Here is a 17,145-nt window from a genome sequence, read left to right on the forward strand (position 1 = left end):
AATGACTGCGCAAACGGTGGCGATGCTGCCGGATCGCTCGCTGCCGGTCACCCGCATGTCCCCTCCCGAACGTTCCCACAATGCGGCCATTGACGGCCTGCGCGCATTGGCGGTGCTGGCCGTCATCCTGTTCCACACCAATGCGGCATGGTTGCCCGGTGGCTTCACCGGCGTGGACCTGTTCTTCGTGGTGTCCGGCTTCGTGATCAGCCAGTCGTTGGCCTCGCGCACCCATGCGTCGCTGGGCGCGCTGTTACTCGATTTCTACCGGCGTCGCGTGCTGCGCCTGCTTCCCGCGCTGCTGGTGATGCTGATGGCGACCTTCGTGCTGTCGGCACTGTTCATTCCCCGCGCATGGCGCAATGAGCAGTTCGACCAGACCGGCTGGTCCGCGTTGGTCGGCTTCAGCAACATCGTGCTGGCGGGTCAGCAGAACGACTACTTCTCACCCGGCGCGGAATTGAACCCTTTCCTGCACACGTGGACGCTGGGCGTGGAGGAACAGTTCTACCTGGTCTTCCCGCTGCTGTTCTTCGTGTGGCTGCGCGGGCGTGAGCGCTGGCCGTGGTCGCATTGGTTGTTGCCGGTGCTCACCCTGCTGTCGCTGGCGTGGGCAGGCTGGCAGGCGCAGACGGCACCGGCGGCAGCGTTCTACCTGCTGCCGGCGCGGTTCTGGGAGCTGGCCGCGGGCGCGCTGCTGTACCAGTGGATGCGCACGCGCACGCCGGGCCAGAACGCTGACATGGTCGCAGCGGCCGGCCTGGCGATGCTGGCCGCAGGTGTGGTGATCGCCCCGCAGCTGGCGATGCCGGTGCCGGGGGTGCTGGCGACCGTGGCCGGTACCCTGCTGCTGTTGGCGAGCGTGTCGACAGCGGGGTCATCGCGCATTGCCCGCGCGCTGGGCTGCGCACCGCTCGCCTACCTGGGGCGCCTGTCCTATTCGCTGTACCTGTGGCATTGGCCGCTGCTGGTGCTGCTGCGCTGGACCTACGGCCTGCACGGTGCTGCGCTGTGGCTGTATCCGGTACTGCTGCTGGCGGTGTCGGCCGCGTCCTACCACTTCGTCGAACGCCCATTGCGCCGTGCGGCGCCGCTGCTGCGGCTGGCACCGGCCAAGGTGCTGGCGATGGCATTGCCGCTGGTGGCGCTGTGTGGTGCGGGCGCATGGGCCATGGTGGAGTACCACGAGCAGGTCTCGCTGAGCGTGACCCGCGACGGCTATGCATGGCAGGCGCGTCGCTACCCCGCGTGGCGCCCATTGGAGCCGGTGAGTGCGCCGGCGCTTGAAGGGCGGCGACTGTTCGTGTCCGGCGATTCGCACGCGGCGGCGTATCGCACCATGGCCAGCATGGTCGCGCGCCAGACCGGCATGGAGGTGCGCCAGCAGGATCGCGGCGGCTGCAGCTTCGTCAACCTGCTGCGGGCCAGCCCGTCCGACTGCCAGGGCTTCATTGAGGACGCGTTGTCGACCATCGAGCGCGAGGCGCGCCCCGGTGACTTCGTGCTGCTGGCGGCCCTGCGAATGCCGGAGCTGCGCGGATTTGACTGGCAGCGGGAGGATGCACAGCAGATCTATCGTCAACTGCTTGCCGAGCGCACCCCGACCCATGCGCAGGCCGCGCGTGATGAGGCTGATCGTGTTCTTGGACGTCTGCAGAAGCTGGGCGTGCATGTGGTTTTGGATGCACCGCTGCCGTTGTTCAAGGCCGGTGCGTACCGCTGTTCGGACTGGTTCAACCGCCGCAATCCGGCTTGTGCCGGCGGTCTGAGCATGCCGCGTGCGGATCTGGAAATGCTGCGCGTGCCGCAGATGGCACTGCTGGCGGACCTGGCCGCACGTTACCCGTCACTGATCGTGTGGGATCCGCTGCCGTTGCTGTGCGGGCCAGACACCTGTTCGGCGGTGGAAGACGGTGAACCCCTGTTCTTCGACAATGACCATCTGAGCGGGCATGGTAATCGCGTGCTGTTGCCCAGCTTCCGCCAGACCCTCATCGACAGCGTAGGCAGCGCGCCCCGGTAGCGCCGGGCATGCCCGGCGGCGTTCACACCGGCGGCAGCACTTTGCCCGGGTTGAGGATGCCGTCCGGGTCCAGCGCGGCCTTGATCGCGCGCATCGTCGCCAGCGTGGCCGGGCTGAACGCCTGCGCCATGAAATCGCGCTTGGCCAACCCAATGCCATGCTCGCCGGACAGCGTGCCGCCCAGTGACAGCGTCAGTTCGAAGATCTTCGGCAGTGCGGCATGCGCGCGTGCGTTTTCGTCGGCGTCGTCCGGGTGGTAAAGAATGTTGACGTGCAGGTTGCCGTTGCCGGCATGACCGAAGGTGACGATGGTCAGGGTGTAGTCGCGCGCCAACGCCTGTACACCGGCCACCAGTTCCGGAATGCGCGACACTGGGACCACCACGTCTTCATTGATCTTGCCGGGCGCGACCGTCCGCAGTGCCGGCGACAGCGCCTTGCGCGCCGCCCAAAGCTGGTCGCGCGCGCGGCCTTCCATCGCCACGTCCAGCTCGATCATGCCGTCGCCTTCGGCGGCGCTGGCCAATGCCTGCAGCAGATAGGGCAGGGTGTCGTGGTCACCATCGGCCTCGACCAGCAGCATCGCACCAGCCTCCGGAACATTGGCGCCATTGAGCCGCAGCAGCTCCAGGCTGCGTGCGTCCATGAATTCCAGGCGGGTGGGTACCACCGGCTGCGACATCAACCGCGACACGGCGGCTGCGGCGGCATCCGCATCGCGGTACAACACGCGCAGCCCGGCCTGGCTGACCGGCAGCGGGGTCAGTTTCAGCGTGGCTTCCACGATCAATGCCAGCGTACCTTCGCTGCCCACCAGCAGATGGGTCAGATCGTAGCCAGTGGCGTCTTTGGTGTAGGCGCCGCCGCAGCGGATCACCTCGCCGGTGCCGGTCACTGCCACCAGGCCCAGCACGTTGTCGCGGCTGGTGCCGTACTTCACCGCGCGCGGGCCACCCGCATTGCAGGCCAGGTTGCCACCGACGCTGCAGATCTCCGCACTGGACGGGTCCGGTGCCCAGAACAGGCCGTGCGGGGCCAGTGCCTGCTGCAGGGCGCCATTGAGCACGCCCGGTTGCACCACCGCGCAGCGATCGCCGGCGCGGATCTCGACGATGCGGTCCATGCGGGTGAACGACAGCACGATGCTGCCGGGCAGCGGCACGGCTGCGCCGGTGGTGCCAGTGCCGGCGCCACGTGCGACCAGAACCACGCCATACGCGCGGCAGGCACGCACCAACGCCTGCACCTGTTCGATGCTGGCGGGCAGCGCGACGGCAGCGGGGCGCTGGTGGCGCCACGAGTTGTCCTGCGCGTTCGCCTCCAGCGCGTTGTCATCCATGCGCCAGCCATCGGCACCCAGCAGGGCGGACAGTTCGGCAACCAGGGCAGCAGGCAGGGCAGGACTCATGACGGATCTCGTGGGGCAGCAGGAGCGGGTTGGATCAGTTTCCAGGTGATAACGGCGCCAGCCAGTGGCAGCCACACCCAGCGCAGTTCCGACAGCAGGGTGGCCAGGCCGCGCGCGCTGAAGAACTGTGGGGCGAACGGTGAAACGCGGATCGGTCGCCACGGCGCGAAGAAGCGTTGTTCGCTCCAGGGCCAGGCGAGGGCCACGCCGAGGCCGCCCGAGGTCATCGCATCCAGCAACGGGTGGCTGGCAGCGCAGATGAAGACGAACACTGCCGCCTGCACGGTAGATGCCACCGTTGGCCGCGCCCAGGTAGGTGCCAACCTTGGTTGGCACGAAACCGCCGACCAAGGTCGGCGACTACCGGGCCTGTGTGGTGCCGACCAAGATCGGCGGTTACCAAAGAACGCCGGCACCGCGGCCAATGCCGCCAGCATGCCGGCAAACAGCAGCGAATGGCTGGCGCCGCGATGGCCGAACGCATCGGCGTAGGGAATGTGCAGCGCGAAGGCCAGTACATCGGCATCGGGCAGCATCGCTGCAATCACGCCGGCCGCCAGCAGGTGCGGCGGGATGCGGCCGCGATCAGCGGCGCACCACAGCGCCAGCGGCACGGCAGCATGGGTGATGATCGAAGGCATCAGTCACACACCGTGGTCGTGCCGGCCTGGCTGCGCGCTGGCAGGTGCCAACCTTGGTTGGCACAGAAGCGCCGACCAGGGTCGGCCTCTACCAGAGCGGACGGTACCCATCAGCAATCATCCAGCCGGAACGCATCACGCAGCCACCGCAGCTGCGGCGGCTCGCCGGTGGCGTCGACCACATCAAAACGGCAGGGTGCATCGGCCAGCGCCGGGTTGTCCTGCAGGTACAGCTGCGCGGCGTGCGCCAGGCGTCGGCACTTGCGCACATCCACCGAAGCGGCACCGCCACCGAAATCCGATCGCGCGCGATAGCGCACTTCCACGAACACCACGGTGCCGGCATCGTCCATCACAAGGTCCAGTTCACCGCCGCGATAGCGCACGTTGCGCGCACGCGGCTGCAGTCCCGCCTGTTGCAGATGCTGCTCGGCGGCGGCTTCCACCGCCGAGCCCCGTTGGCTGCGCTCAGCGACCACCGGCGATCGGCATCGGCCGGCCGCCATTGAAGGTGGACCAGGCCGGCTGGCGCAGGATGTTGCCGTTGCTGTCCAGGAACAGGGTGCCGGTGGCACCGTCCAGGCCGCCTTCGTTGGACAGCTTGTCCAGATAGGCGGTGATCTTCCAGGCATCGGCGCCGAAAGCGAACAGGCGGCCGGCTGCACCGCGTGCGCTGGGCAGGGTGCTGGCGACCTGGCTGGCCGACGGCAGGCCCGACACGCTGCGCACGTTCCAGGCTTCGTTCGGGTAGACGATGCCGTCCAGCGCCACGTCTTCTTCCACCTTGCCGCTGCCGATGGTCAGTTGCGAGGTGCCGACGCGGGTGGCGCCGCCGGCACCGGCCAGCGCCAGCTGCGGTGCCAGCAGGCGCGCCTGCGGCGCACGCACGGCGAGGAACACGGCATCGACCTGGCCGGCATTGCGCACCTGCGCACCGACATCGCCGACTGCATCGCTGACGCCGATGGTGGCCACCACCTGGCCGCCACGCTGGGCGAAGCGCTGGGCGAAGGCGGCGGCGGCACGGCGGCCGGTATCGTCGGCGCTGTTGATCACCAGCGCCTTGCCGCGCTCGCGACCACGCAGGTATTCAGCGGCGACGATGCCGTCATCTTCCGGTGCCAGCGAGAAACCGGCGCTGCCGGCCGGCGGCGCATCCTTGCCACGGTTCAGCGCCAGCACCGGCACCTGCAGCTGCTTACGGCCGTACACCGCGTCCACTTCGTCGCGGCCCAGCGGGCCGACCACGAAGTCGGCACCGGAGGCCACGGCCTTGTCATAGGCGGCGAGGGCACCGGCCGGGGTACCGGCGGTGTCGATGAAGTTGATGTCCGGGCGGCGGCGGGTCTCGCCGTAGTACGCGGCCAGCAGGCCATCGCGCACCGGCTGCGCGGCGGTGGCCAGGCGGCCGCTGAGCGGCAGCAGCACGGCCAGCTTGGCCGGCGGGCGGTAACCGTCGCTCATCGCCGGCGGGCGCTTGCTGGTGTCGAACTGGGCGGCGCCATCGCGGTCGAACGGTCGCGGCAGCGGCAGGCCGCGTGCAATCAGTGCGCGGCCGGCGAAGTTGTACAGCGGGTCGTTGGCCGGCAGGGCGGCGGCACGACTGCGCAGGGTGGCGTCGTCGAGTGTACCGAGCAGGCCGGCGATGGCGGCCTGGTTCTCGCTGCGCGCACTGCCGGTCAGGCTGGCATGGGCGCGGGCACGTTCGGTGGCGGCGCCGAAGGCATCGCCGGTGCCCTGCAGCGCAGTGGCGCGGGCCAGATACCAGCGCGTCCGCAGTGCCGGCAGCACGTTGTCGCCGTGGTCCTTCAGCAGGGCCAGGGCCTGCCCCGGCTGCTTGTCGGCCAGCGCAAGCTCGGCACCGGTCAACTGGTAGCGCTGCAGGCTGGCGCCGGTCAGCTGGCGGGCGGTGAGCTGACCCAGCAGGCTGCGCGCGCGGGCGCTGTCGCCGGCCAGGTGCCAGGCCCAGGCCGCATCGGCCAGGGCATTGGTGCGGGCTCCGCCGCGCAGGGTGGCAGCAAGGCCTTCCAACTGCAGTGCGGCGTCGCGCGGCTTGCCCTGGTCGATCAGCGCCAGCGCCTGGCTCTGGGCCGGCGATTCGGGCGCGCTGGTCAAGCTGGTGGTGGCACAGCCGGCCAGCAGCATCAACGACAGCGACAGGGCGGAGATCCGTGCGGCGGGCTTGTTCATGATCGGGTCCATGCGATGAGGGCAGCGGCCTTGGCCGGGTACACGCTACGATTCTACCCTTGCCCCGTGAGTACCGCTGAAATGAGTGTGCCAACCCTGTACGTCGTCGCCACCCCGATCGGCAACCTGGCCGATCTGAGCCCGCGCGCGCAGGAGGTGCTGCGCTCGGTGGCGGCCATCTGTGCCGAAGACACCCGCCGCAGTGGCCAGCTGCTTTCCCATTTCGGCATCCAGCAGCCATTGGTGGCCCTGCACGAACACAATGAAGAGGCCCTGGCCCAGCGCTTGGTGTCGCGCCTGCAGGCCGGCGAATCGCTGGCGCTGGTCAGCGATGCTGGCACCCCGCTGGTCAGTGACCCCGGTTTCCGTCTGGTGCGTGCCGCGCGTGCGGCGGGCATCAAGGTCAGCCCGATTCCCGGCGCCTGTGCCGCCATCGCCGCGCTGAGCGTGGCCGGCCTGCCCAGTGACCGCTTCAGCTTCGAGGGTTTCCTGCCGGCCAAGGCCAGCGGCCGCCGCGACCGCCTGCAGGCGCTGGCCGGTGAAGTACGCACGATGGTGTTCTACGAATCCTCGCATCGCATCGCCGAGTCGCTGGCGGACATGGCGGCGATCTTCGGCGGCGAACGCCCTGCGGTGCTGGCGCGTGAGCTGACCAAGCTGTTCGAGACCGTGCTCGATGGCGACCTGGCCGGCCTGCTGGCGAAGGTGGAAGCTGACGAGAACCAGCGCAAGGGCGAGTTCGTGGTGATGGTGCAGGGCGCCGGCGACGATGAGGAAGCGCAGCTGGCGCATGGCCGCCGCGTCTACGCCAAGCTGAGCGAGCACCTGCCGCCGTCGACCGCGGCGAAGCTGGCGGCAGAGTTGACCGGTGCACCGCGCAAGGCGTTGTACGGCAGTTGATGGATCGTGCGGACCAAGGTCCGCACCCACCAGAGCGGAATCCGCACCCACCAGAGCAGCGGAGTCGGTAGATCCACGCCATGCGTGGATGGATGAACCGGATGCCGCGATCAGCACGGCAGGAAGGGCGTGCGTAGGCTAGAATGTGCGCTGGCGGAGCCGGCCAGACAGTCGCGTCATCCCTTCGGGGGTGCCGAGGAAAGTCCGGGCTCCATAGGGCAAGGTGCCAGGTAACGCCTGGGCGGCGCAAGCCGACGGAAAGTGCAACAGAAAGATACCGCCTACGTCTTCTTCGGAAGGCCGGTAAGGGTGAAATGGTGCGGTAAGAGCGCACCGCGAGTCTGGCAACAGACCGGCACGGCAAACCCCACCTGGAGCAAGACCAAATAGGGATCCTTTGGCGCGGCCCGCGTTGGATCCGGGTAGGTTGCTTGAGCGTTGCGGTGACGTAACGCCTAGAGGAATGACTGTCCACGACAGAACCCGGCTTATCGGCCGGCTCCGCCTCTTTCTTCTACATGCGTGCTTGCATATGCGTGAACCGCGCATCGGTAGTGCCGGCCGCTGGCCGGCAGCTTCACGCTGCCAGCAGCGGCGGACAGAATACCGGCCAGCGGCCGTCACTACCTCGACGTCGCGCGGTCTTCAACCCGGCGTACGGTACTGCCCGGCGGAGATGAACTGCTCGAACCGTTCACACCACACCACCACGGTGGTGTAGTCGTCCACGTCCACGTTCGCAGGCACCTCCACCAGGAAGCGGTTGAACGTCTTCACCTCGCCGATGCGCTGGGCCTGCGCCTTGATCTTCAGGAAATCGGCCTTGTTGTCGACAAAGTCGCGGACCAGGTAGACCTTGTAGTCCGGCCCCGGGCCCATCTTGCCGTCGAACGCGACCTGGCGGGCGCTGACGCTGACGTTGCCTTCGGCCCAGTGCACCGCGTCGCTGCCCTTGAGGTCGCGACGGAAGGTGGTGTGGTAGCGGGCGTCGCCCATCGCCGCCTGCACCTTCGCGACCGGCGGGTCATCGGGAGCGATCAGGATCGGCAGCAGGTAGATGCCCAGGCCGAAGCCCAGGCCGAGGGTGAGCAGGTGGGTGGCGAGCAGGATGAGGGTACGGCGCATGGGGCCTCCATGTGGATGTGGATCGCGCGGCATGGCGCCGGGCATGAGCACCTTGGGAGGTTGCGGGCGGCATTTATAGACACAGTGCGAGACGCAAAAGGGGCACAGTGGGATGACCTCAGCGGCGCAGGCCCTGTGGCGCGGGCGAGAAGGCGCTGCGCCGGGAAGCTGAATGACGCCGTTGGCAGTCCTGGAGCAGGTAGTGCCGGCCGCTGGCCGGCAGCTGCGTGGCCTGCCCGAAGATCCGGAGGTTGCCGGCCAGCGGCCGGCATTACCCGGTCAGAAAATGACGTGGCTCTGTCCGTTGGCTGCGCCCTGCGGGCCAAAGCGGCGCTCGTGGATCTCGCCGTGGCCCTCGGCGTCGATCAGCAGCACGGTGCTGGCGCGGGTGCCGTAATCGTCGCCACGGATGAACGCCGGGCTCAGCCAGCGCTCGCGTTCCAGGCCGATGCCGGTGTCGGGCAGGTCGCTGTCGGCGGGGCGATGTTCGTCGGCCAGCGCGGCCCAGAGCGGGGCCAGATCCTCATCGCCGGCCTGCAGCCACGCAGACAGCGCGTCCATCAGCCGTCGGGTCTTCGGCCAGGGCGCGTCCAGCGCGCCGTTGGACATGCCATGCACGCCCGGGCCCAGGCTCTGGCGCTCGGCGGGGTGGTTGCCGAGGTACTCCAGGCTGTCGCCATCGGCCAGCAGCAGGTTGAAGGGCGCATACGCGCCCGCCACGGTGGCCAGCCGGTCGATATGCACGGCGGCGGGGTCGCGGCCGCGCAGGAAGTCGGCCACCAGTGCACCCCGGGACGGGCCGGTCTGTGCGGCCAGCGGATCACGGACATTGGTGACCACGGCCATGCGGCCGCCGGCGCCGACGCCGGCCCAGCCACCGCCGGAGCGCAGGTCGCGCCCTCCGATGACGGAGGTCTCATCCTGCCAGGGGGCCAGCGCCGCGGTCGGGCGGGCGTGGAACTCATCACGGTTGCCGGTCATCACCAGCCGCCAGCGCGGGTGGTGCATCCAGCCAAGAGCGAGCAGGCACATGGCCTCATTGTGCATCGTTTGCGCAGTCCGGCGGCGTTTCCGGCCGGTTCCGGATGAATGCGCGGGCGATGTTTCACGCCTTGTCCACAGCCCTGAACTTCCGTTCAATCTCAAAAATTGAGACGGATCAGCAACTTGTGGATAAGCCTTGAACAATTCTCTAAAGGTTGTTGCAAGCCATTGATGCGGCTGGCGATTTCCCCGCTGAAAAGTTGTTGACAACCCCTCGGCCGCTGCTAAGGTGGGCATCAGAGGGAAATCCGGGTGTTTTGTGGGTTTTCGTGGTTCAATGTTTCACCGGGCGAAGGATAGGTGCACGCGTCGTGTTCCAGGGCGAGACGGCCATCACAGTTGACGATAAAGGGCGCATGGCGGTTCCCACCGCTTACCGCGACCTCGTCGCGCGCGCCAGCAACAACCGTCTCGTGCTGACCTACAACCCGTTCGAAGCCGGCTGCCTGTGGCTGTATGCAGAGTCGGAATGGGAGCGGGTCCGCGACGACGTCATGTCCAAGCCCAACACCCAGCGCGTCGTGCGCCTGTTGCAGCAGAAGCTGGTCGGCTCGGCCGCCCATCTGGAACTGGACGGCAACGGTCGCATCAGCATCCCCGCCAGCCACCGCGGTGCGGTGGGCATTGAGAAGAAGGCGGTATTGCTCGGTATGGGCGACAAGTTCGAATTGTGGAGCGAGCAGGCGCATCGGGCCCTGATCCAGCAGACGTTGTCTGACGAGGATCTGGGTGATGGGTTGCTCGACCTGAAGTTGTGAGCCGGGGTGCCCGGATGCGCCCAGAAGCGCAGACCGGTCACCTTCCGGTGTCGCAGTCGCCGGCGGTGCACCTGCCGGTCCTGTACACCCAGGTCCTTGAAGGCCTGAGGGTGATCGAAAACGGACGTTATCTGGATGGCACGTTCGGTCGTGGCGGTCATGCACGTGGCGTGCTCACCCAGCTCGGTCCCGAGGGGCGCCTGCTGGTCATGGACAAGGATCCGGAAGCCATCGCCGTTGCCGAGCGCGATTTCGCGCCGGACCCGCGCGTGTCCATCTTCCGTGGCAGCTTCGCCCAGCTGCTGCAGTGGGATGCGACGGCCGAAGGCCTGGACGGCGTGCTGTTCGACCTGGGCGTGTCGTCGCCGCAGCTGGACGTGGCCGAACGTGGCTTCAGCTTCGGCAAGGACGGCCCGCTGGACATGCGCATGGACCCGGACAGCGGTGAAAGCGCCGCGCAGTGGATCAACCGCGTGGAAGAGCGCGAAATTGCCGACGTGCTGTGGACCTATGGCGAAGAACGCCAGAGCCGCCGCATCGCCCGTGCCATCGTGGCCCGCCGTGAGAAGCAGCCCTTCTCCCGCACCGCCGAACTGGCCGAGCTGATCGCCTCGGTGATGCCGCGTGGGAAAGACAAGATCCACCCGGCCACGCGCAGCTTCCAGGCCATCCGCATCCACATCAACCGCGAGCTGGCCGATCTGGAAGCGGGGCTGGATGCGGCGGTGGAGCGGCTCAAGCCCGGTGGCCGGCTGGCGGTGATCAGCTTCCATTCGCTGGAAGACCGCATCGTCAAGCAGTACATGAACCGCCTGGCCAAGGCGCCGCCGGCCAACCGCCGCCTGCCTGAGGCGGTGGCGTTCGTGCCGACGCTGGACCTGATCGGCGGTGCCATCAAGGCTACCGACGAGGAACTGGCCGCCAATCCGCGTGCGCGCAGCGCCGTGCTGCGCGTGGCCCAGAAGCGGGAGGCCGACGCATGAGCCGGCTGCTGCTGATCATCCTGCTGGCGTCCACCGTGGCCTCGGCGATCGGCGTCGTGTTCGTGCGTCACCGTCATCGGCAGACGTTCATCGAACTGTCGCGCGCCGAGCGCAAGCGCGATGACATCAACCTGGAATTCGGCCGCCTGCAGCTGGAGCAGGCGACCCTGGCCGAGGCCAACCGCGTGGACCGCATTGCCCGCGAGAAGCTCGGCATGAAGTTCCCCGAGGCCGCCGACATCGTGGTGGTGCGGCCATGAGCAAGGCCGGCCGCAACCGCCCGCGCAATGCCTTCAACCTGCGCCAGCGCCTGCGCTGGGTCGCGCTCGCGCTCGGCCTGTGCTCGGTGTCGCTGGTCGGTCGTGCTGCCTACGTGCAGATCATCAACAGCGACTTCTACCAGCGCCAGGGCGAGGCCCGTTACCTGCGCGAGCTGCCGATCAAGACCTCGCGCGGCATGATCACCGACCGCAACGGCGAGCCGCTGGCGGTATCCACGCCGGTCGCCTCGATCTGGGTCAATCCGCAGGACCTGTTGCGTTCGCCCGAGCGCATCCCGGAGCTGGCCCAGGCGGTCGGCATGTCGGTGGACGAGCTGAGCAGCCGCCTGTCGCAGAAGTCGGACAAGGAATTCATGTACCTGCGCCGCCGGATCAATCCGGACGAGGCAGAGAAGGTGGTCGCGCTGAAGATTCCGGGCGTGGCCGCGCAGCGCGAGTTCCGCCGCTTCTACCCGCAGGGTGAGGCGATGGCGCACGTGCTGGGCTTCACCAACATCGACGACCGCGGCCAGGAAGGCCTGGAGCTGGCGTTCGACGAATGGCTGCGCGGCAAGGCCGGTGCGAAGCGGGTGATCCGCAACCGCAAGGGCGAGACCGTCGAGAGCGATCTGCTGCGCGCCGCTGAGCCGGGCAAGGACCTGACCCTCAGCATCGACCGCCGCATCCAGTACCTGGCGTTCAAGGAACTGCGCAACGCGCTGGTGGCCAACAAGGCAGCGGGCGGTTCGATGGTGATCATGGACGTGACCACCGGCGAGATCCTGGCCATGGTCAACCTGCCGACCTACAACCCGAATTCGCTGACCGGCGCGCTGCCCGATGCGCGCCGCAACCGTGCGGTGACCGATCTGGTCGAGCCGGGTTCGACGATGAAGCCGTTGACCATCGCTACCGCACTGCAGGCCGGTGCGGTGACCAAGGACACCATCATCGATACCAATCCGGGTTACATGACCCTGGGCCGCTTCACCATCCGTGACGTGCCGCGCAACAACGGCGTGCTGAACGTGACTGGCGTGATCACGCGCAGTTCGAACGTGGGTGCGGCCAAGGTCGCGGCGAAGATGCCGGACCAGGTGTTCTACGACGGCGTGCGCCGCTTTGGTTATGGCTCGGTACCGCACAGCGGTTTCCCCGGTGAATCCGGCGGCGTGGTGCTGCGCCCGGCGCGCTGGTCGGGTACCACCAAGACCACGATGTCCTACGGCTACGGCCTGAACGTGACGCCGCTGCAGATCGCTACCGCCTATTCGGCACTGGCCAACGGCGGTCGTCTGATCGCGCCGACCTTCGTCAAGGGCCAGCGCAATGAAGGCCAGCAGATCATCGACGAGAACGTCGCCAGGCAGGTGGTGGCGATGATGGAAACCGTGGTCACCCAGGGCGGCGCCAAGCAGGCGGCGGTGCTGGGCTACCGCGTGGCCGGCAAGACCGGTACCGCGCGCAAGGCCGGTCCGGGTGGTTACGAACGGGGTCATTACAACGCGCTGTTCGCCGGCGTGGTGCCCGCCACCAACCCGCGCTTCGCCACCGTCATCGTCATCAACGATCCGCAGGCCGGCAAGTTCTACGGCGGCCTGGTGTCGGCGCCGGTCTATCACAACGTGATGGAAGGCACCCTGCGCCTGATGGACGTGCCACTGGACGACCTGCAGTCGTGGCTGGCCGCACAGCAGTCCGGCAAGGTCGGTCACTCGGCCTCGATCCTGCCTGCGCCGCCGGCCGAGACCGCGCTGCCAGTGGATGCCGCCGCTGAATTCGATGCTGCGCTGCCGAGCGCGCACGCCCAGACGCCGCCCACTACGGGAGGCACGCAATGAGTCCTTCGATGTTGCTTTCGCAGTTGCTTCCGGACGTTGCCCTTGCAGGGCACGACCCCGTTCTGACCGGCCTGGTGCTGGACAGCCGCGCCGTGCGTCCCGGCAATGCTTTCGTCGCCATCGCCGGTTTCGGCGCGCATGGCCTGGGCTTTGTCGAGCAGGCCCGCGCCGCCGGTGCCAGCGTCATCCTGTTTGAACCGCCGGCGCCCGCCGAACTGCCGGCACCGGCCGATGCGATCGCCGTGCCGGGCCTGCGCGCACGCATGGGTGCGATGGCCGACCAGTTCCATGGCGCGCCGTCGCGGGCGATGGCGATGGTCGGTGTCACCGGCACCAACGGCAAGACCTCCACCGTGCAGCTGCTGGCCCAGGCCTGGCACCTGCTCGGTACGCCCAGTGGCAGTATCGGCACGCTGGGTGCCGGACTTTATGGCGCGGTCGAGCCGACCGGCTTCACCACGCCGCTGGTGCTGCAGATGCATGCGCTGCTGGCGCAGCTGCGCGACGCCGGTGCGCGCGCGGTGGCGATGGAAGTCAGCTCGCATGCGCTGGACCAGGGTCGCGTGGATGCCGTGCACTACGACGTGGCGGTGTTCACCAATCTCACCCGCGACCATCTGGACTACCACGGCGACATGGCCAGCTACGGCGCGGCCAAGGCGCGGCTGTTCCACCGTCCGGGCCTGAAGGCCGCAGTGATCAATCTGGACGACGCGTTCGGCCGCCAGCTGTTCGCCGGCCTGCCTGCGGGCGTGCAGCCGATCGGCCTGAGCTCGCGCGGTGCCACCGACGCCAGCGTGCGCGCCGAGGCGCTGCAGCTGGATGGCCGTGGCATTGCCTTCGAACTGGTCATCGACGGCCAGCGCGCGGCGGTGCAGTCGCCGCTGCTGGGCCGCTTCAACGTGGACAACCTGCTGGCCGTGGCCGGCACCCTGCACGCGCAGGGCCAGCCGCTGCCGCGCATCGCCGAAGTACTGTCGGCGCTGCAGCCGATCCGTGGCCGCATGAACCGCCTGGGCGGCGAAGGTGGCCTGCCGACCGTGGTGGTCGACTACGCACACACCCCGGACGCGCTGGAACAGGCGCTGGACAGCCTGCATGGCCACCTGCAGGGCACGCTGTTCTGCGTGTTCGGCTGCGGCGGCGAGCGTGATACCGGCAAACGCCCGCAGATGGCGGCCATTGCCGAGCGTCTGGCCAACCAGGTCATCGTCACCGACGACAACCCGCGTGGCGAGGATGGCGACGTGATCGTGGCCGACATCCTGGCCGGCTTCACCGATGCCTCCGCCGTGACCGTGCAGCGCAGCCGCGCGCGTGCGATCGGCCTGGCGGTGAAGCGTGCCGGTGCCGGTGACATCATCCTGATCGCTGGCAAGGGCCACGAGCCGTACCAGGAAGTGAATGGCGTGCGCCATGACTTCGACGACACCGAAGTGGCCGCCGCTGCACTGGCGGCCAAGGCCGGTGTACTAGAGGCGCAGGCCGGGGAGGGCACCGCATGAAGCGCACCCTGCTTTCGCTGATCGCACACTGGGCCGGCGGCGAGATCCACGGCGACGACGTGGCCATCGATGCGGTCAGCAATGACACCCGCAGCCTCGGCCCGGGCAGCCTGTATGTGGCGCTGCGCGGCGAGCGTTTCGACGGCCATGACTTTGCCGCCGACGCGCAGGCGCGCGGTGCCAGTGCGCTGCTGGTCGAGCGCCTGCTGCCGATCGAACTGCCACAGGTGCTGGTGGCCGACAGCGAACTGGCACTGGCGAAGATCGCCACCGGCATGCAGCGCGACCGCGGCACCGAGGTGTTCGCGATCACCGGCAGCAACGGCAAGACCAGCGTGAAGAGCCTGCTGCTGTCGATCCTGCAGCAGGTGGCACAGCACGCCCACAAGGTGGTCTACGCCAACCCGGGCAACCGCAACAACGAGATCGGCCTGCCGCTGGCGGTGATCGATGCGCCGGAAGATGCCGACTACGCCGTCTACGAGATGGGCGCCGGCAAGCCGGGCGATATCGCCTACCTGACCGACATCGCCCGCCCGCGCTATGCGCTGGTCAACAACATTGCCCCGGCGCACCTGGAACGCATGGGCAGCCTGCTCGGCGTGGCGGTGACCAAGGGTGCGATCTATGCCGCGCTGCCGGCCGATGGCGTGGCGGTGATCAATGTGGACGATGCCTACGGCCGCTGGTTCGAACAGCATTTCGTCGGCACCCCGCCGCGTTGCCGCGTGCTGCGCTACGGCCTGGAACATACCGCCGAGGTGACCGCGCGCGACATCCGCGCCGGCGCGCAGGGCAGCCAGTTCACCCTGGTCGCACCGAGCGGCGAAGCCCGCGTGGTGCTTGGCCTGCCCGGTCGCCACAACGTCAGCAATGCGCTGGCCGCCGCCAGCCTGGCGCTGGCCGCCGGTGTCGACCTGGCGCTGATCGCGACCGGCCTGGCCGAAGCGCAGCCGGTGCCGGGCCGCCAGATTGCCCATCAGCTGCGCAATGGCGCGGTGCTGGTGGACGACAGCTACAACGCCAACCCCGGTTCGCTGGCTGCGGCCATCGACGCCCTTGCCGCCGCGCCGGAAGAGGGCTGGCTGGTGCTGGGCGACATGCGCGAGCTGGGTCCGGACGGCGAGGCCCTGCATGCGCAGGCCGGCATCCGTGCACGCGCCGCCGGCCTGAAGCGGCTGTATGCACTGGGTCCGCTCAGTGCCGCCGCTGCGGCCGCCTTCGGTGAAGGCGGTCGCCATTTCGATACCCATGGTGCGCTGTCGCAGGCGCTGCAGGACGAGTTGCACGCTGGTGTGCGCTGCCTGGTCAAGGGTTCCCGTGGCAGTGCCATGGACCTGATCGTCAAAGCGCTGCTGGCGCAAGGAGAGGAATCCCCGCATGTTGTATGAACTGGCTCGATGGTTGCAGCAGTTGGAGAGCCTGTTCGGGCTGTTCAACTACCAGACGTTCCGCGCCATCCTTGCCGCGCTGACGGCCCTGTTCCTGTCGCTGTGGCTTGGCCCGGCGATGATCCGCAAGCTTGCCCAGTTCAAGGGCGGCCAGCCGATCCGCAAGGACGGTCCGCAGACCCATTTCTCCAAGGCCGGCACGCCGACCATGGGCGGTTCGCTGATCCTGCTCACCATCACCCTGTCGGTGCTGATGTGGGCCGACCTGCGCAACCGCTACGTGTGGCTGGTGCTGGCGGTGATGCTGTGCTTCGGCGCCATCGGCTGGTATGACGACTGGATCAAGATCGTCCGCCGCGACCCGAACGGCCTGAAGTCGCGCTGGAAATACCTGCTGCAGTCGATCTTCGGCCTGGCTGCTGGCCTGTTCCTGTTCTACACGGCCGACGTGCCGGCGGCGCTGACCTTCTACATCCCGATGTTCAAGTCGGTGGCGTTGCCGCTGGCCGGCATCGGCTTCGTGGCCATCGCCTACTTCTGGATCGTCGGCTTCTCCAACGCGGTGAACCTGACCGACGGCCTGGACGGCCTGGCCATCATGCCCACCGTGCTGGTGGCCTGCGCGCTGGGCGTGTTCGCCTATGCCTCGGGCAACGTGGTATTCGCCAACTACCTGCAGATTCCGCAGATTCCGGGCGCCGGCGAGCTGGTCATCATCTGTGCGGCCATCGCCGGTGCGGGCCTCGGCTTCCTGTGGTTCAACACCTATCCGGCCATGGTCTTCATGGGCGACATCGGCGCGCTGGCGCTGGGCGCGGTGCTGGGCACGATCGCGGTGATCACCCGCCAGGAACTGGTGCTGGTGATCATGGGCGGCGTATTCGTCATCGAAACACTGTCGGTGATGATCCAGGTGGCCTCGTTCAAGCTGACCGGCAAGCGCGTGTTCCGCATGGCGCCGATCCACCACCATTTCGAACTGAAGGGCTGGCCCGAGCCGCGCGTGATCGTGCGCTTCTGGATCATCTCCGTCGTGCTCGTGCTGATCGGCCTGGCCACGTTGAAGGTGCGCTGAG

General features: G+C 68.1%; 15 protein-coding genes and 1 other RNA gene. 10 read left to right on the plus strand and 6 right to left on the minus strand.

The window, feature by feature from the left end; all coding sequences use genetic code 11:
- Window position 1: 1 nt before the first annotated feature.
- The gene (locus AC5P9P_RS10925; protein ID WP_495232773.1) at window positions 2-2,023 is read left to right on the plus strand and encodes an acyltransferase family protein; all 2,022 of its coding nucleotides are present in this window, start codon (window positions 2-4) and stop codon (window positions 2,021-2,023) included.
- A gap of 22 nt (window positions 2,024-2,045) precedes the next feature.
- On the opposite strand, the gene AC5P9P_RS10930 is transcribed toward AC5P9P_RS10925, so the two are convergent.
- The 4 genes from AC5P9P_RS10930 to AC5P9P_RS10945 form a co-directional block, all read right to left on the minus strand.
- Entirely contained in the window at window positions 2,046-3,431 is a 1,386-nt protein-coding gene (locus AC5P9P_RS10930; protein WP_111108793.1) for an FAD-binding oxidoreductase, read from the minus strand.
- Window positions 3,428-4,072, minus strand: coding sequence for a metal-dependent hydrolase (locus AC5P9P_RS10935; RefSeq protein WP_111108792.1), 645 nt, complete (start codon window positions 4,070-4,072; stop codon window positions 3,428-3,430). Before AC5P9P_RS10935 ends, AC5P9P_RS10930 begins: the two co-directional genes overlap by 4 nt.
- A 110-nt stretch (window positions 4,073-4,182) precedes the next feature.
- Window positions 4,183-4,551, minus strand: a complete 369-nt coding sequence (locus tag AC5P9P_RS10940) for a YraN family protein (RefSeq protein ID WP_174842129.1) — start codon at window positions 4,549-4,551, stop codon at window positions 4,183-4,185.
- Window positions 4,541-6,262: a penicillin-binding protein activator gene (locus tag AC5P9P_RS10945; protein WP_049402415.1), complete on the minus strand. Its 1,722-nt coding sequence runs from the start codon at window positions 6,260-6,262 to the stop codon at window positions 4,541-4,543. Before AC5P9P_RS10945 ends, AC5P9P_RS10940 begins: the two co-directional genes overlap by 11 nt.
- Before the next feature lie 81 nt (window positions 6,263-6,343).
- On the opposite strand from AC5P9P_RS10945, the gene rsmI reads away from it, so the two are divergent.
- Together rsmI and rnpB are read left to right on the plus strand one after the other, a co-directional pair.
- A complete protein-coding gene (gene rsmI / locus AC5P9P_RS10950) occupies window positions 6,344-7,162 on the plus strand; it encodes a 16S rRNA (cytidine(1402)-2'-O)-methyltransferase (protein ID WP_005412235.1) in 819 nt (272 codons plus the stop codon).
- Between the two features lie 155 nt (window positions 7,163-7,317).
- An RNA gene (gene rnpB, locus AC5P9P_RS10955) (RNase P RNA component class A) lies at window positions 7,318-7,669 on the plus strand.
- Between the two features lie 138 nt (window positions 7,670-7,807).
- Here the strand turns inward: rnpB and AC5P9P_RS10960 are convergent.
- Together AC5P9P_RS10960 and AC5P9P_RS10965 are read right to left on the minus strand one after the other, a co-directional pair.
- Window positions 7,808-8,287, minus strand: a complete 480-nt coding sequence (locus AC5P9P_RS10960; RefSeq protein WP_005412238.1) for a DM13 domain-containing protein — start codon at window positions 8,285-8,287, stop codon at window positions 7,808-7,810.
- 279 nt (window positions 8,288-8,566) lie between these two features.
- A complete protein-coding gene (locus AC5P9P_RS10965; RefSeq protein ID WP_033834460.1) occupies window positions 8,567-9,319 on the minus strand; it encodes an NRDE family protein in 753 nt (250 codons plus the stop codon).
- Window positions 9,320-9,642: 323 nt separating this feature from the next.
- Between AC5P9P_RS10965 and mraZ the strand changes: the two genes are divergently transcribed.
- Genes mraZ through mraY form a run of 7 tightly spaced genes read left to right on the plus strand, consistent with a single transcriptional unit; the run spans window position 9,643 to window position 17,144 of the window.
- The gene (mraZ, locus tag AC5P9P_RS10970; protein ID WP_004143635.1) at window positions 9,643-10,089 is read left to right on the plus strand and encodes a division/cell wall cluster transcriptional repressor MraZ; all 447 of its coding nucleotides are present in this window, start codon (window positions 9,643-9,645) and stop codon (window positions 10,087-10,089) included.
- A 14-nt stretch (window positions 10,090-10,103) separates the two neighbouring features.
- Window positions 10,104-11,072: a 16S rRNA (cytosine(1402)-N(4))-methyltransferase RsmH gene (rsmH, locus tag AC5P9P_RS10975; RefSeq protein ID WP_012479154.1), complete on the plus strand. Its 969-nt coding sequence runs from the start codon at window positions 10,104-10,106 to the stop codon at window positions 11,070-11,072.
- A complete protein-coding gene (gene ftsL, locus AC5P9P_RS10980; RefSeq protein WP_005412242.1) occupies window positions 11,069-11,332 on the plus strand; it encodes a cell division protein FtsL in 264 nt (87 codons plus the stop codon). The genes rsmH and ftsL overlap by 4 nt, the downstream gene beginning before the upstream one ends.
- The gene (locus AC5P9P_RS10985; RefSeq protein ID WP_005412243.1) at window positions 11,329-13,173 is read left to right on the plus strand and encodes a peptidoglycan D,D-transpeptidase FtsI family protein; all 1,845 of its coding nucleotides are present in this window, start codon (window positions 11,329-11,331) and stop codon (window positions 13,171-13,173) included. Before ftsL ends, AC5P9P_RS10985 begins: the two co-directional genes overlap by 4 nt.
- Window positions 13,170-14,678, plus strand: coding sequence for a UDP-N-acetylmuramoyl-L-alanyl-D-glutamate--2,6-diaminopimelate ligase (locus AC5P9P_RS10990; protein WP_033834433.1), 1,509 nt, complete (start codon window positions 13,170-13,172; stop codon window positions 14,676-14,678). Before AC5P9P_RS10985 ends, AC5P9P_RS10990 begins: the two co-directional genes overlap by 4 nt.
- Window positions 14,675-16,069 carry a UDP-N-acetylmuramoyl-tripeptide--D-alanyl-D-alanine ligase gene (locus AC5P9P_RS10995; protein ID WP_005408077.1) on the plus strand — a complete coding sequence of 465 codons (1,395 nt, stop codon included), beginning with the start codon at window positions 14,675-14,677 and terminating at the stop codon, window positions 16,067-16,069. The genes AC5P9P_RS10990 and AC5P9P_RS10995 overlap by 4 nt, the downstream gene beginning before the upstream one ends.
- Window positions 16,059-17,144 (plus strand): phospho-N-acetylmuramoyl-pentapeptide-transferase, encoded by a 1,086-nt coding sequence (mraY, locus tag AC5P9P_RS11000; RefSeq protein ID WP_004154219.1) that lies wholly within the window; start codon window positions 16,059-16,061, stop codon window positions 17,142-17,144. The genes AC5P9P_RS10995 and mraY overlap by 11 nt, the downstream gene beginning before the upstream one ends.
- The last annotated feature ends 1 nt before the right edge of the window (window position 17,145 follow it).

This window comes from Stenotrophomonas sp. YJH_SMC_14-1 (genome assembly GCF_059372275.1).

Excerpts from the sequence above, each read along its gene's own strand:
- AC5P9P_RS10925 (WP_495232773.1), top strand. The coding sequence starts at position 2 with ATGACTGCGCAAACGGTGGCGATGCTGCCGGATCGCTCGCTGCCGGTC.
- AC5P9P_RS10930 (WP_111108793.1), bottom strand. The coding sequence starts at position 3,431 with ATGAGTCCTGCCCTGCCTGCTGCCCTGGTTGCCGAACTGTCCGCCCTG.
- AC5P9P_RS10935 (WP_111108792.1), bottom strand. The coding sequence starts at position 4,072 with ATGCCTTCGATCATCACCCATGCTGCCGTGCCGCTGGCGCTGTGGTGC.
- AC5P9P_RS10945 (WP_049402415.1), bottom strand. The coding sequence starts at position 6,262 with ATGAACAAGCCCGCCGCACGGATCTCCGCCCTGTCGCTGTCGTTGATG.
- rsmI (WP_005412235.1), top strand. The coding sequence starts at position 6,344 with ATGAGTGTGCCAACCCTGTACGTCGTCGCCACCCCGATCGGCAACCTG.
- AC5P9P_RS10960 (WP_005412238.1), bottom strand. The coding sequence starts at position 8,287 with ATGCGCCGTACCCTCATCCTGCTCGCCACCCACCTGCTCACCCTCGGC.
- AC5P9P_RS10965 (WP_033834460.1), bottom strand. The coding sequence starts at position 9,319 with ATGTGCCTGCTCGCTCTTGGCTGGATGCACCACCCGCGCTGGCGGCTG.
- rsmH (WP_012479154.1), top strand. The coding sequence starts at position 10,104 with ATGCGCCCAGAAGCGCAGACCGGTCACCTTCCGGTGTCGCAGTCGCCG.
- ftsL (WP_005412242.1), top strand. The coding sequence starts at position 11,069 with ATGAGCCGGCTGCTGCTGATCATCCTGCTGGCGTCCACCGTGGCCTCG.
- AC5P9P_RS10985 (WP_005412243.1), top strand. The coding sequence starts at position 11,329 with ATGAGCAAGGCCGGCCGCAACCGCCCGCGCAATGCCTTCAACCTGCGC.
- AC5P9P_RS10990 (WP_033834433.1), top strand. The coding sequence starts at position 13,170 with ATGAGTCCTTCGATGTTGCTTTCGCAGTTGCTTCCGGACGTTGCCCTT.
- AC5P9P_RS10995 (WP_005408077.1), top strand. The coding sequence starts at position 14,675 with ATGAAGCGCACCCTGCTTTCGCTGATCGCACACTGGGCCGGCGGCGAG.
- mraY (WP_004154219.1), top strand. The coding sequence starts at position 16,059 with ATGTTGTATGAACTGGCTCGATGGTTGCAGCAGTTGGAGAGCCTGTTC.